Source organism: Staphylococcus sp. CWZ226, from assembly GCF_018986355.1.
In the GTDB taxonomy this organism is placed as follows: Bacteria; Bacillota; Bacilli; order Staphylococcales; family Staphylococcaceae; genus Staphylococcus; species Staphylococcus simulans.
In genome coordinates, this window is the sequence record NZ_JAHMSB010000003.1 from 1 (window position 1) to 14,824 (window position 14,824).

Genomic DNA, 14,824 nt, shown 5'->3' on the forward strand with positions numbered 1-14,824 from the left:
TTACATAAGAGTCCGTGAGGACTTCTATTATAAAGATTTTTATACATATTTTCGAAAATTTCATAAAAAAAATAAACTACCGTTACACTTTTTCAAGTTATAACGGTAGTTTGTCTACGGTCTGACAATCCAGTAAAGCGTTATATGCATTACTGGATTGCTTCAATATTTATTCAATGATTACTGGTTAATTTAACCTTACTTGTATCCTTGATCTTTCAAATAAGATTGTAAGACAACAGCTTGATTATGTTTTTCATCTTTAGCGCCAAATAAAATAATCACATCTTTACGTGCATCTTTAACCATGCCTTCTAGTGTTTTGAGTTCTTCATTTTGTTCATCATTGTTTTCAAGTTCTTTGATATATTTCTTTTTAAAGTCTTCGAACTTATCTGCATCATGGTTGAACCACTCTCTTAATTCTTTTGTCGGTCCGATATTTTTTAACCATTCATCCAAATTCGCATTTTCTTTTGAAATACCACGTGGCCAAACTCGATCCACTAATACACGTACACCATCGTCTTCTGCTTTGTCATCATAAATACGTTTTACTTTGATTGCCATACAAGCATCCTTCCTTTCAAACAATAATCAACACTTTATATTTATTATACCCTTGTCCTATATACACAAACGACGCTCATTTCTTATTTTAATAGGAAGAAACACAACATTCCGTATTGTATACAATCATTCTGTGGTGGTACAGCGCTTACATAGTACAACAGTAAACTGTACAGTTTCACAATAACGTCACAACTCTAAAAAGTTATGCACCATTTATAGTGATTTTAATCACAACTCATGTTATTGTAGTATGTGAAATAGATAACAAAGTTGTTTCAAGCGATAATGTTGTTCAAGAGACCCCTGAGACACGAACAACAGATAGATGAGCGCTTTAAACAACGCTATCTATTTAATATTTTAATTTGGCGGCATTATTTTACGATAATGCGACGCTTTACAGTGAACGAGTACATCTCAGAACAACAACCTAGAAATGTCATTGGCAGGAACACCGTGGTAGGATTTCTGTCATGTTGCTGCATATTTCTTTAAAGATGTTCCCCGCATCCTAAAGAAACATGTATCAATTTTAGTATATTTCAGGAGGTGAGTTGCTCATATAAGCGAAAACGAAGACAGGATTACCCCATCCTAATTTCGATGCTGACACATTCGAATCATATTAAACTTTGATGTGTTTCCCCTGATACATCAAGTTAACAACAAAATTTCAAAACAGCTGCATTTTAAAGTAAGTGGCTCCCCAACCATTTACTTAGTATACTCCCAACTTTCGTAAGCGGCTGTAAGGAATGATGTGCCCCGATAATATGAATAGAATGCACGAGCTTATCTCTAAAAATGAGTCGTAGGTATATTCAAAAGTTGAGCATTCATGAAACAGATAGATTGGATGACAGAGGATTCAACGTCTGCATGTCATACATGCTCAATCCACTCCTTAAAAATTGTAGGCAAAGTAAGTAATAAGAATGATAACCAATCATATTGATGAACTCTGATAGAAATATACTAAATGGTTAGTCTCAATACACTTTCCCCTGAGTGTATTGAACAATGAGTAAACTCCTTAAAAATTGATATTGTTATTACAAGTACTAGAAATGATTCCCCTTCATTTCTAAAATCACTGTAATGGAGAGAAGGTTTCCCCAGACCTTCTCTCTTTTTTTGTTTTTTAACCACTTGTCGTCCCCTTGATACCACATGTATCAAAACTATTCTCATAATCATCAAGCTCTGCTTTAATAGAATTAAAGAGAGGAGCGAGTGCTCATGAAAATCAATTCCTATTTTGATCCGACTTATCCTGAAGAATATGTTGATATCTACGCACACGAACATTCCAAAACAGTCGATGCGATTATCCAAGCTGCACAACAAACATCAACCATTCAAACTTTAACAGGCAAAGAAAATGATAAAACATACCGCTTCCCCATAGAAGATTTCCTCTACATCCGTTCAGAACAGCGCAAACTCTTCGCCTATACAACATCGCATCGTCTGCACATTCAACAGCGCTTTTATCAGCTAGAACAATCCTTGCCAAAGGATTTCATCAGAATCTCACAATCAGAAATCATTAACATGCATAATATTAAGCACTTAAGCTTAAGTAAAAACGGTATGATTCATATCGAAATGAAACATGGTGAAGCAACTTATTCCTCACGACGTTATTTAAAACAATTGAAAGCGAGGTTATTCCAATGAAACATATGATTAAACAATTATGTATCGGTTTTATGGTTGGCATAACGATAGGTATCACAATGTCTCTTATCTTCTCGTTTATTTTTGCGCAAGGTCAATACGAACCCTTATCACCCGTTTCAACAATGGGAATGTACTATCATACACATCTTTCTGAAGTGATGACCATGTTCGTATGTGTCATCATATGGGGATTAATTGGCGTACTCTTTACACTCGCTGAAATGATTTATTATAAAACAGATTGGAGCTTGCTTAAAACAACACTCGTCCATTTAGTACTCTGTTATGTTGGATTCTTACCGCTTGCGATGTTAGCTGGATGGTTCCCGCTCGATTTATTAAATATCTTGTTATTTACACTCATCTTCCTCTTCATCTACGGTATGATTTGGATCATCAACTATATTAAGAATAAACGCTTAGTCAATGAAATTAATCACAAACTCAAATAAATAAAAAGCTCTCGATAAAGGATTCACTGTATCAGTGTCTGCCTCATCGGGAGCTTAATTGATTTATGATTGTGTAGTTTCATTTTACTCAAGCTCATCAAAGAAAGCTTGGGCTGCTTTATTCACTTCTTTAAAGTCAATCCCTTGTGCTTGTGCCGCAAAAACACAGCCACAATAACATTGACGATAAATATTATAGTCTCGACACATTTCTAAAGAACGTTCATAGCCTTTATTCTTTTTGAAATCACTCGGTAAATAATTAACATCATATAATTTTTGAACTTCTGATCCTATTTCATTAATCAACTGCGCATTTTTCTTTGGCGATAATGTTAATGCGCTGCCGAAATAATCATAACCATATTTGACAGCCGCTTCTGCCACCATATCCAAACGCATTTCAAAACATGCCGTACAACGTAAGCCACCTTCTGGTTCATCTGTCACACCACGTTCTTTCGCCATCTTCATAAATTCATGCGGCTTGTAAGGGGCTTCGATATAGCGGACATTTGTCCCATTACGTTCATTGAAATCTTTAATAAATGCTTCTTGTACATACGCACGGCGTTCATATTCTTTCTTTGGATGAATATTCGGGTTCGCAAAATAAATCGCCACATCCGCATACTGTGTCAAAAACTCTAACACATACGTACTACAAGGCGCACAACAACTGTGCAATAAGATTTTAGGACGTTCCTCTGAGCGCTCCCATTGCTGTATCATTTTCTTTAAGACTCTATCGTAATTGATCTTTTGATTTTTCATCTTGGCTACAATGCCGTCCATTTCAATCATGGATGTCTTCGCTCCTTCTTAGTTGAGAATTTATATGTGCGTTTATTATAACGGAATTATCATAGATGTGCTATTACTCATGGTCTGATACGTTATTCTTCGGCATATTCAATGGAATCGTATAATGTGACGTGTCTTCCCAACCTTGGTGCTCAGTAAAGATTTCAAAGCCGCGTTTAAATGTTTCATCTATCGTATCTAATTCATCTAAATCACCGCGTTGTAACTCATAAACAAATTCTGTTAATTGTTTACTGAAATAAGCGCCTTCTGGTAATGTACCTTCATACGTAAAGTCAGCATCTACGAATGGATAAGGTAAAACAAAGAATGTAGGTCCTTCAAAGTTATCATCACCAAACCAGAAACCAAATTCTACAAAACGTTCATCGAAACAACCATATTCAATCACTTGGCGTGGTTTGAATGTTTCATGCATTTCGTTATACACCACTAATGTTGATACATCGAATGTTCCCCAGAATAAACCAGGACCTTCTACACGTGCACGTAAAGGGTGCACAAAGCGTTCTAATGCACGATTCGCATACTGAAAGAGTTGGATAGCTTTCACTGCTTTATCATGGTCATAATGGTGATGTTTCGTATCTTCATCAAATGGTGTTTTATCTGCCAATTCTTGAGGTTCTGGATTAATGTCGACTTCAATATCAAACTCTTTAACTGTTCCTGTGATTTGTTTGTAGTAGTCTTGAACTGTTTTGCCATCTTGTAGTGGGAAGGTTGTCATATCTTCATTCACACGCACTTCGATTTGGTCATCTAATACGTTCACGCTGATTGAGAAATATTTTTCACCAAAATACAACATCCCTGTCGTAAAGCCTTCAGGTGTAATATTTAAGACTACATGTTCCCATTGAGGTGCTTGATAAGCACACGCTAATTTATATTTACCTAGTATTTGCGCAATTAAATGTAATGTTTGATGCTCTTCTTTCCAATCTTGATACTTTAAGATTTCCATGGAAATACCTCCTCTTTTTCTTACCTCTACCCCTTTTTATCAGAGAAATGTAAAAGAAACCGCCGAAGCGGTTTCTAACTGTCATATCTATTCAACGACCATGTTATAGATTTACTTAACGATTAATACTGGCGTATTAGAACGTTTTGCGACTTTATGAGTCACATGGCCAAGTACGTGTTTAATTTCAATACGAGAACGTTTGTTACTCATCACAACGATATCATAATGATTTTTCTCTAACTCATCTAAAATTTCAATTGTCGGACTACCTGTTGTAAAGACAATTTCATAGTTCATGCCTTTATCTTCAAGGATTTGTATAAATGGTTTCATGTCGACTTCTTTTTCTTTTGTCACTTCTTCAAAGTGTTTGTTTTGATAGCGTACATAGTTTGCTAATTCAGTTTCAGAAATCACATGATACACAGTGATTTTGGCTTGATCATTTCCTCTTGTTAAAGCTTCTAATTGGTCTGGTACATTGTTGAACGCATTACCGAAATCATACGGTACTAAAATATTATTATACATACAACTTCACTTCTTTCTTGATAAAGTTTAGTATTAACCTATTCATTATTAATATACCCTAAGTTATTAATCTATAACGGAAACTTCCTATTTTGTGCATGAAAAAAACAGAAGATGCGAATAAACATCCTCTGTTATAAATTATGGCTTATAAATCTAAAGATTGGATATATGATTTGATTTCTTCTTTCATTTCATCATCTTTTAATGCATAAGCAATCGTCGTTTTAACGAAACCGATTTTCTCTCCAACATCAAAACGATGTCCCTCAAAATCATACGCAAACACTTCATCGTCATGATTCAAGCGTTCAATCGCATCTGTTAATTGAATTTCGCCGCCGCTGCCTTTATCTTGCGTAGATAAATAATCGAATATTTCAGGTGCTAAGACATAACGTCCCATAATCGCAAGGTTTGATGGTGCTGTCCCTGGCGCTGGTTTTTCGACGAATTTTTCCACTTCATACAAACGCCCATTTTGCTTCTCAGGTTTCACAATACCATAACGGTGTGTTTCCTTTTCTGGCACTGTTTGTACACCGATGACAGATTTGCCTGTTTCATCATAAACATCCATTAATTGTTTAATCGCTGGTGTATCAGACTCCACAATATCATCACCAAGTAACACAGCGAACGGTTCATTACCGATGAATTGTCTTGCTGTCCAAATCGCATGGCCTAAACCTTTTTGTTCACGCTGACGGACATAAAATACGTTGGCTAAGTGTGTAGAGCGTTGCACTTTCTCTAATAAATCTGTTTTGCCTTTTTCTCTTAAGTTGTTTTCAAGTTCAACTTGATTATCAAAGTGATCTTCAATGGCACGTTTGTGTTTACCTGTCACAATAATAATGTCTTCAATTCCTGCGCGATAGGCTTCTTCAACGATATATTGAATCGTCGGCTTATCTAAAATCGGCAACATTTCTTTCGGCATCGCTTTTGTTGCTGGTAGGAAACGTGTTCCTAGGCCTGCTGCGGGAATTACTGCTTTTTTAATCTTAGTCATACAATATCTCCTTTTTCATCAGGTGGTCTGAAATTATCAAGATTATACCTTGACTTATCTTTTAAACAGCCACATTTAAAACGTTCATCTCTTTATCTTCAAACTGTGATTTCATCACAAATTGTAACGTTTACATCACTGATAATATTAGGGTTTTATCGTGTAATAGTCAACTTTTAACAAAAGCACCTGATTTTCATCAGATGCTTAGTTGAGGTGTTATTTGATTAGACGAAAGGGAGGGATATCAGAGTTCCCTTCATCATCTTTTTGTGGTTTATTGTTAATGTCGTAGCGATGATTCGCAAGATCAATTAATTTTTGTTTATAGTCCTTACTATGAATAATCTCATCTAAAATACGTAGGACATCTTCATTTTTCATTTCTTCTACTTTACCGCGGTAGATTTTTTCATAAACTTGTTCTGGATGGATTTCGTCTTCATCAAGCAACTCTTCATATAACTTTTCACCAGGTCTGAGACCTGTGAATTTGATTTCAATGTCTCCATCTCTATAACCGCTTAAGCGAATTAGGTTTTTCGCAAGATCTACGATTTTAACAGGTTCTCCCATATCTAATACGAAGACTTCACCGCCATCCGCAATCGCACCTGCTTGTAATACCAGACGTGCTGCTTCAGGGATTGTCATAAAGTAACGTGTGATTTCAGGGTGTGTCACTGTAATTGGACCGCCCGCTTCAATTTGTTTCTTGAATAATGGGATAACAGAACCACGTGAACCTAATACATTACCGAATCTTACTGCCACAAAGTTCGTATGACTGTTTTCTTCATTCATACTTTGTACAATCATTTCAGCGGCACGTTTAGACGCACCCATCACATTCGGCGGATTCACTGCTTTATCTGTAGAAATCATAACGAACTTAGATACTCTCGCTTCTCGCGCTGCTTCAGCCACATTTTTCGTTCCGATTACGTTATTTTTAATCGCTTCACTTGGGTTATATTCCATCATCGGCACATGTTTATGTGCAGCTGCATGGTAAACCACATATGGTTGGTAATGACTGACGATTTTAAATAAGCGTGAACGGTCTTGAATATCAGCGATAACCGGTACGATATCAATTTGATCGCCGTATTGTTTTTGAAGTTCTTGGTGAATTAAGTAAATACTGTTTTCACCATGTCCTAACAAAATAATACGTGCGGGTGCAAAACGACACACTTGTCGACAAATTTCAGAACCGATTGAACCGCCGGCACCTGTAACCATAATCGTTTGATGTGTTAATTCTTTGGAAATCATTTCCATGTCCAACTCTACAGGATCACGTCCAAGTAAATCTTCAACTTCCACTTTCTTCAATTGGCTGACTTCTAATTTACCTGACATAACTTCTTCAATATTCGGCATTTTCAATACAGTCGCTTGTGTATTTTCACAAATACTATTGATTTCTCTTAAGCGCTGTTGTGTTAACGTTGGTATCGCAATAATGATATTTTTAATACGATATTTATTAACTAGATCTGGGATATCTTCAATAGTACCTTGAACTTTAACCCCTTCTGTAATCGTCAACTTTTGTTTCTTTGGATCATCATCCACGACTACAACAGGTTCCATGCCCATAGTCGGACGTTTCAACATTTGGTTAATCAACATTGAACCGCCTTCACCAGCACCGATAACTAATGTATTCTTACGTTTAACGCCTTTACGTACCAGTGTTCTTCTAAATAAACGCCATGATAAACGAGAGCCACCGATTAATAACACATGCATCATCCATGTGATGAAGTATAATCTCAAAAACGGACCTTCATGTGTAAAGAACGGTACGATTAAAACGGTCATGGCCATCGAACATGTGACCGCTTTAACTATGACAATCATTTCATTGACACTCGCATATTCCCAAGCCCGGTGGTATAAGTTGAATACACTGGCAAAGATGTGATGAGAAAACAGCAATACCAGTGATGATAAAATTAACAATGATAAAGAATAACCGCGGAAATACGGTTCAAGAATTAAATAACTCAAAAAGACAGAAAAAGCAACAATGATTGAATCAATAAACAATAGTAATATCAGTCGCTGCTGTCTTGCGGAAATTTTTGACACTTTATTTCACCTCAATTAATTGATCTCTGTTTACTCTCGGTGTAATGTTTATGTTATTTCTAAATGAAATGGAAAAGGTTGGGAAGCTTACCTGTCCCAACCCGCTGTTCCTCTCAGATTCTTGCTGCAAGACTTGCGCTTATCTTAGCGTTCAAAGTCATCTTGTGTTAAATCTTCTCGTTTTGTACGTCTACGTTGTTGTGTATGTTGTGTCTGATGTGTATTTGATTTTGAAGAACTTTTTGATTGATTTAAGAACTCTCGGATTAAGATTAAAATAACTGCGATAATAAAGCCTGCGACCAACCCTATAAATGCATTTTTAGCAATGCTTGATGAAATTTCTTTCACATCATCTTTGGATTTAGAAAGAATTTCAATACCGCCATCTGGTGATATTGCATTGACCTCTTCTTTAAGTACTTCAGCAGCAGTATCTGCGATTTTCACCGCATCTTTCTCACTATTAGCCGTTGCGGTAAAGTTCAATACTTGAGAATTCGGTTGGTTGTTCACTTCTACCTTTTCAGTGATGGATTTCGCATCTTCATCTTTTCCAATCTCTTCTGCCACTTTGCCTAAGACACGTGGGCTTTTCGCAATATCTGTATATGTAGCCACAATTTGAGAATCAGCTTGGTATTTCTCAGCCATCGTCAAATCGCCTTTATCACTTTTTTCAATCAATACTTGTGAAGTTGCTTCATATTTCGGTTGCGCTATAAGTGCTGTTAACAGCACGCTTAAAATCAGACCTGCAATAGGAAAAATAATCAACCACTTTAAGTAACGCTTGATTATCCTCCATACATTTGAAAAATCAAAACTATTATTTTCTTCCATATTGCTTCGTTACCTCCGTAATGCGGAAATTGAATGATACATGTCAGAAACGTTAAAGTTATTTTAACTTACACAACAAATTCCGACCGTTTGATAACCATTATAAAGGAAAACAAAATAAATTAATTCACATTAATTGAATTGTTGCATAAGTTTTACATGTAATTAACATTCTTAAATCGCAATTAACGACAGAAACAACAAAGTATACAATAAACCTAAAGAAACGCAAAAATAGCTTCATACTTGCTTAACATTAAATGCATTAAACATTGAAGTCACAAAAACAACTAAGATATGCATAAGCGTGCATGATCAAGTGTTAAATTAATTTTAGGTTAATGGAATAAAAAAATGCATCATTTGAAAATAACGCATGTCTACATGCGTGGTCATGAAGTTTAAGCAACTGTCTATTCTTACATAAACAGCCTAGCTTTTTCGTTGCGAGTTGGAGATGTTCTAAGATGAGGAATAAATAATCGCACTAAAATTTGTGCCTAAAACAAAAAAATCATTTCTATCATTATTATGATGACAAAATGTTTGTTAACAAGATTGATTATAATATACAACAAACTTAAAAGGCAATAGGCTTGACAATCCATTTTCAAAATTTTGTAAAGGTTCATACACATACTCAGTTTGTTTGAAACAAACAAAAAATGTAACACTGTTCAAATAATGTTCGAAATAACTTTTAAACTTTATATTGTAGTCATCTTCTTTTTAGTGTAAAATATCAATGATAATAGTTATCAATTAGTAATAAACGAGAGAGGTGTCCCGTATGGTAGACGCAGCAAACGCCAAAAAAGGTTTAACTTATAAAATCATCAACATGAACTTCGATAATACAATGCTAGCACATCGCTTAAGCGCACTTGGTTTTACAGTCGGAAGCAAAATTAAAGTACGTCAGAAATTCTTTATGAAAGGTCCATGCACATTAGAAATGGACGGACAATGTATCGGCATCAGACATTGTGATGCATGTAAAATCACATTGGAGCAAGCGCATGTCTAATACCTATTGTATTGTCGGCAATCCGAATGTCGGCAAAACCACACTGTTCAATGCCCTGACAGGTTCATATGAATATGTCGGCAACTGGAGCGGTGTGACCGTTGAAAAGAAAGTCGGTATTTTATCAGATAAGCAAGGAGATCTGGTCGATTTACCTGGTATTTATGACTTATTACCGATTTCGAAAGATGAAACAGTCGTGACAGATTATTTACTGCACGATGAGTTTTCAAAAATCATCAATATTGTCGACGCAGTACAATTAAAACGTAATTTATTATTAACGACACAATTGATGGAATTCGGGGCACCTTTATTACTTTGTTTAAATATGGGCGATGTCGCAGAGAAACGCGGCATCCAAATCAATCGTAATTTATTGATGCGTCGTTTGAAGTTGCCGATTTTGCCGATTGTGGCGAGAAGCGGCCAAGGTATCGATAGCATCTTAGAACTCTTGAAAGAAGAAACTTTATCTACATCACAACCATTGAAAATTCCATACGAGCATAAAGTCGAACACGCCTTATCTGAAATACAACATTATTTAAAACATCATTTAGAATTGCCTGAGAAACGCCATCGTTTTATCGCTGTTCAATATTTACTGGGCAATCCAGCCATTGAACACTATATCAGTGCACATCATCATGAAGATTTACGTCAAATCCGTAATCATCTTGCTGAACAATTAGATATTTCAATTGTGGATAGTATGCGCCGTTCACGTACTGAGTTTATCGATACACTTATTGAAGATGTCATTACGCATCAAGATAAGAAAAAACAATATTTGACTGACCGTATCGACAAAATTTTAACAAATAAGATTTTAGGTATCCCTATCTTCTTAGGTATCATGTGGCTGATTTTCCAAGCGACCTTCTCATGGATCGGTACCCCGCTGTCAGATAAATTAGATGAATTTATCGGCGGTACCTTTACAGATTGGGTCAACCAAGGAATGGATGCGATTGGACTCTTCCCATTCATGAAAGATTTGATTACAGATGGGATTATCGCAGGTGTCGGTGCTGTCTTAGTTTTCGTACCGCAAATCTTAATTCTATTCTTCTTTATTTCAGTATTAGAGGATTCAGGTTATATGGCACGTATTGCCTTGATTATGGATAAAGTCATGGAAGGCTTAGGTCTTAATGGTAAATCATTTATCCCAATGATTATCGGCTTTGGTTGTAATGTACCAGGTGTCATGGCAACGCGTTCTATTGAACAAGAGAAAGAGCGTTTAACGACGATTTTAATTACACCATTCATGTCATGTTCAGCGCGTTTACCTGTATACGCATTATTTGTAGGTGTTTTCTTCCAAACACACCAAGCACTCATCGTGTTAAGTTTATACGTGATTGGTATTGTCGTCGCATTAATTGTCAGCTTTGTGATGACAAAAACAATTTTGAAAAAGGAAAACTCAGTTTTTGTGATTGAATTACCACCTTATCGTTTACCATCAGCAAAAACACTTTGGCGTAGTACATGGGAAAAAGCAAAAGGCTTTGTGAAAAAAGCAGGTACATTTATCTTCGGTGGATCAGTCGTTATTTGGTTATTAAACTATGCAGGTCCAACTGGCTTTGGCGTTGATGTTGACCATAGTTTCTTACACTTAATCGGTGCAGCGATTGCGCCATTATTGATTCCATTAGGATTCAGTTCATGGCAAGCGGGTGCTACATTAATCCCTGGCTTCTTAGCTAAAGAAGTCGTTGTCAGCGCAATGGCGATTATTTACGCCGTAGACAGCCAAGGTTTAACAAATATGATTGCGAGTCATTTCACACCCGCATCAGCGTATGCGTTTATGTTATTTATCTTATTGTACATTCCATGCTTGTCCACTGTCGCAGCCATCAGAAAAGAAACAGTGTCTTGGAAATGGACGATTATCGCAACGCTTTATCCGATTGCGATTGCCTATCTCCTAGCATTTGTGTTCTACCAATCTAGCCAACTCTTTTTCTAGGAGGAATTATTTATGACACTACTCATTAATCTTGTCATCTTTTTATTGATATTTGGATATGCGGCCTTTACAATCGTCCGCTTCTTCAAAAAATCAAAACAAGGCAAATGCGCAGCTTGCGACATCAACAAAGGTTGTGGTCATTCAATGCCTAAAGAAATGAAAAAACATCAACAACATCACTCATCATAAATTTACTAACAGTAGACATACATCCTTTCATAGGGGTGTATGTCTTTTTTAGTCAACTACCTTTTATTATAAGATAGTTGACAAAGACTATAATCTATACTATCTTACATTATAAGTTAGTTAGTTTTTGCTGATGTAACGAGGTGACATATATGACAATTTCTAATCAAATTATGAAAGGTTTACTAGATGGTGCTATTTTAGCTTTAATCGCTCAAGGAGAAACTTATGGTTACGAAATCCTAGAAAAACTTAATGCACAACAATTTCCAGAAATCAGTGACGGCAGTATTTATCCTGTATTACTGCGTCTCAGTAAAAAAGGTTACATCCAAAGCGAAACGCGTAAATCAGATTCCGGTGGTCCTAAACGTAAATACTATACCATTACGCATGAAGGACAATCAGAGCTGAAACAATTCAAACAAAAGTGGCATGCGTTAAATCAAGGCATGAACAACCTATTAGGGAGTGACAAAGAATGTTAAATCAATCAGAAGAAACATTTTTACTGAAATTACGTATGACGTTGCTAGAGAGAGGTAAAGATGAAAACGTGGTAGAAGCAATTGAAGAAGAATTGCGCGATCATTTCCATGAAGCACACGCACATGGACATTCGACCAAAAGTATTACTGATCATTCTGTGGAGTCTTATATCAATCATATCTCACAAGAAGTCCCTCATGATCGTAAATGGGTACGTTTTTTAACTAAAACAATCACTATGGTGTTGTTACTTACTATTCTGCCCAGTTTCTTTTATGGTCAATTTAATTTGACTTTAGGCCTTATCATTCATTTAGCTATAGTGCTCTTAGTCGGCTTTTTAATTTGGAAGGTTATTAAAACAATAGTGATTAAATGGGGTTATGAAATCTTATCCAGAGACAAGACTCCTATTAAGCTTTATGTCGCTTGTTTCTTTTTAGGAATCATTGTCATGGGCCTTTTTGTCGCAAGTATATATTTCACATCACACTATCCTATTTATACGTTCATTACACTTTCAAGTCGTACAAGTTTAATTGTAGGTTGTGTGCTGATTGGCATCATTTTATGTATTACAGCACTGAAGAAAGAGTGGATGTTGATGATGGTCGCTTTACTTATTACGTTGCCTAACCTCATCACATTTATGATATTTGGTAATAACGAAAGCCAACAAGCTGTCACGACTGAAGTGGTTATCTTATTAATTTTGCTGGTTGTCTTTAATGTGGTGAATTTTATGATGTTCAGAAAAACGGATAAAGAAGCTGATGAAAGATAGTAATCAAAATAAACCTAAAGGCCGACAACCTTTAGGTTTATTTTTTATGCATAGCTATATTCATAAATTTTCTTGAGTCGACCGACTTCTACCGCACAGACGTGTTGATGTGTTAAATCTACGAGTGATAAACGTTTACCGTGTCCTGCGCCTGTATCGATATCAATCGTATGGTCTGCGACGTGAATGCGATGTTGTTTAACCCCTAATCGTTTCGTCGGTACATGACCATGTACGACACATTTTCCTTTAATTTTTCGCGATAATTTTGCGGGCGGTTCAAACCCAGATACTTCTTTTAATTTTTGTTTGGATAAACACTTCTTAGGGTTAACTCCTGCATGAACAAATAAGTAATCCCCAATATGTGCCATACTGTCGAATTGTTTTAAGACAGCTTTCCATTTGCGTTTCTCTTTTTCTTTTGACTTCATCCAGCGTACATCATGATTGCCTAATAAAACAATCGCACCTTCACGATGTAACTGTTGTACCATTTTAAGGGTCCCATCAGAATCAGGTCCATGATTGACATAATCCCCTAACAAAACCAGCTGATCACGTTTAGGATTATAATCTACATAAGCAAGTAAGGTTGCGAGTGCTTCTTTATGTCCATGAATATCTGATGAGACGAGTAATCTGCCTTTCATGATGATGCATGCCTCCTTTATCGTGTTCTCTCTATTTTGTTTGCTTGTTTTTAGTATAGCGAAAAACTGCCGAATTGTTTTTTAAATTTTTGTAAAGTTAGAAAGAGGTTGGGTGAAGCGGTGGTGTATCATTCAAGTTGATATAATAAACCAGACGATCTGTCCATTCCCCGTTCTCAAAAATAAATTGTGTTCTGGTACATTCATACTCAAAACCGCACTTCTTCAATAAGGCGATGGAGGCATGATTACCTGGATGTACATGGGCTTCTAGTCGATGATATTTTAAACGCTTAGCGATTTTAAATATGGCAGTAAAAGCTTCATACGCATAACCTTGACGCCAAAATTGATTATGAATCGCATAACCGCATTCTGCCCATTGAAAATGTTGACGTGCTAACGTTACTAAATTGAAGTTGCCGAGATGTACACCATCAGCTTTGCGAAATACACCAAAGACATAAGTATCATCTGATTGAATAAGCGCTTGTTGTTGTGCAATCAAACGCTGAAACCACGCTTTAGAGTAATGAGATATCTCTAAACAACCTTCATCAAAAGGACTTTGAGGCATGGCTCGACCTGCATAGCCTTTTACCCATTGCTCATAATCTTCTGTATTCATTGGTTTGACTTCTAACCGTTCTGTTGTTTCTGTTAAGTATTCAAACTGCATCTCTTCCCTCCTCTCTTCTAA

General features: G+C 36.2%; 16 protein-coding genes. 7 read left to right on the plus strand and 9 right to left on the minus strand.

Translation table 11 applies throughout. From position 1 onward, the window contains the following. Positions 1-198: 198 nt before the first annotated feature. A complete protein-coding gene (locus KRR19_RS03255; protein ID WP_002479856.1) occupies positions 199-570 on the minus strand; it encodes a DUF488 domain-containing protein in 372 nt (123 codons plus the stop codon). 1,242 nt (positions 571-1,812) lie between these two features. Between KRR19_RS03255 and KRR19_RS03260 the strand changes: the two genes are divergently transcribed. Then, complete coding sequence (locus KRR19_RS03260) at positions 1,813-2,253, plus strand: LytTR family DNA-binding domain-containing protein (protein WP_002479857.1); 441 nt, start codon at positions 1,813-1,815, stop codon at positions 2,251-2,253. Next, positions 2,250-2,708 carry a DUF3021 domain-containing protein gene (locus KRR19_RS03265; RefSeq protein WP_156666715.1) on the plus strand — a complete coding sequence of 153 codons (459 nt, stop codon included), beginning with the start codon at positions 2,250-2,252 and terminating at the stop codon, positions 2,706-2,708. Before KRR19_RS03260 ends, KRR19_RS03265 begins: the two co-directional genes overlap by 4 nt. 84 nt (positions 2,709-2,792) lie before the next feature. Here the strand turns inward: KRR19_RS03265 and KRR19_RS03270 are convergent, their stop codons facing one another. The 6 genes from KRR19_RS03270 to KRR19_RS03295 all read right to left on the minus strand — a co-directional run bounded on the left by KRR19_RS03270 (position 2,793) and on the right by KRR19_RS03295 (position 8,992). After that, entirely contained in the window at positions 2,793-3,512 is a 720-nt protein-coding gene (locus KRR19_RS03270; RefSeq protein ID WP_156666716.1) for an epoxyqueuosine reductase QueH, read from the minus strand. Positions 3,513-3,585: 73 nt separating this feature from the next. Further along, on the minus strand, positions 3,586-4,500 hold the full coding sequence (locus KRR19_RS03275; protein WP_002479860.1) for a DUF5996 family protein: 915 nt from the start codon (positions 4,498-4,500) through the stop codon (positions 3,586-3,588). Between the two features lie 111 nt (positions 4,501-4,611). Further along, the gene (locus tag KRR19_RS03280) at positions 4,612-5,034 is read right to left on the minus strand and encodes a universal stress protein (RefSeq protein ID WP_002479861.1); all 423 of its coding nucleotides are present in this window, start codon (positions 5,032-5,034) and stop codon (positions 4,612-4,614) included. A 148-nt stretch (positions 5,035-5,182) separates the two neighbouring features. Then, complete coding sequence (galU, locus tag KRR19_RS03285) at positions 5,183-6,049, minus strand: UTP--glucose-1-phosphate uridylyltransferase GalU (protein WP_156666717.1); 867 nt, start codon at positions 6,047-6,049, stop codon at positions 5,183-5,185. Positions 6,050-6,268: 219 nt separating this feature from the next. Then, positions 6,269-8,149: a polysaccharide biosynthesis protein gene (locus KRR19_RS03290; protein WP_057510023.1), complete on the minus strand. Its 1,881-nt coding sequence runs from the start codon at positions 8,147-8,149 to the stop codon at positions 6,269-6,271. Positions 8,150-8,293: 144 nt separating this feature from the next. Then, positions 8,294-8,992 (minus strand): YveK family protein, encoded by a 699-nt coding sequence (locus KRR19_RS03295; RefSeq protein WP_023015503.1) that lies wholly within the window; start codon positions 8,990-8,992, stop codon positions 8,294-8,296. Positions 8,993-9,782: 790 nt separating this feature from the next. Between KRR19_RS03295 and KRR19_RS03300 the strand changes: the two genes are divergently transcribed. From KRR19_RS03300 to KRR19_RS03320, 5 genes are all read left to right on the plus strand, one after another. Further along, the gene (locus KRR19_RS03300) at positions 9,783-10,019 is read left to right on the plus strand and encodes a FeoA family protein (protein WP_002479865.1); all 237 of its coding nucleotides are present in this window, start codon (positions 9,783-9,785) and stop codon (positions 10,017-10,019) included. Continuing rightward, entirely contained in the window at positions 10,012-12,006 is a 1,995-nt protein-coding gene (gene feoB, locus KRR19_RS03305; RefSeq protein ID WP_023015504.1) for a ferrous iron transport protein B, read from the plus strand. The genes KRR19_RS03300 and feoB overlap by 8 nt, the downstream gene beginning before the upstream one ends. Before the next feature lie 12 nt (positions 12,007-12,018). Beyond that, positions 12,019-12,198 (plus strand): FeoB-associated Cys-rich membrane protein, encoded by a 180-nt coding sequence (locus tag KRR19_RS03310; RefSeq protein WP_002479867.1) that lies wholly within the window; start codon positions 12,019-12,021, stop codon positions 12,196-12,198. A gap of 152 nt (positions 12,199-12,350) precedes the next feature. Beyond that, complete coding sequence (locus KRR19_RS03315; protein WP_023015505.1) at positions 12,351-12,686, plus strand: PadR family transcriptional regulator; 336 nt, start codon at positions 12,351-12,353, stop codon at positions 12,684-12,686. Continuing rightward, positions 12,680-13,471, plus strand: a complete 792-nt coding sequence (locus KRR19_RS03320; RefSeq protein ID WP_156666719.1) for a hypothetical protein — start codon at positions 12,680-12,682, stop codon at positions 13,469-13,471. Before KRR19_RS03315 ends, KRR19_RS03320 begins: the two co-directional genes overlap by 7 nt. A gap of 44 nt (positions 13,472-13,515) precedes the next feature. Here KRR19_RS03320 and KRR19_RS03325 read toward each other — a convergent pair whose 3' ends face one another. Both KRR19_RS03325 and KRR19_RS03330 read right to left on the minus strand, forming a co-directional pair. Further along, positions 13,516-14,124 carry a metallophosphoesterase gene (locus KRR19_RS03325; RefSeq protein ID WP_002479869.1) on the minus strand — a complete coding sequence of 203 codons (609 nt, stop codon included), beginning with the start codon at positions 14,122-14,124 and terminating at the stop codon, positions 13,516-13,518. Between the two features lie 97 nt (positions 14,125-14,221). Next, a complete protein-coding gene (locus KRR19_RS03330; protein ID WP_060803564.1) occupies positions 14,222-14,803 on the minus strand; it encodes a GNAT family N-acetyltransferase in 582 nt (193 codons plus the stop codon). Positions 14,804-14,824: the final 21 nt, after the last annotated feature.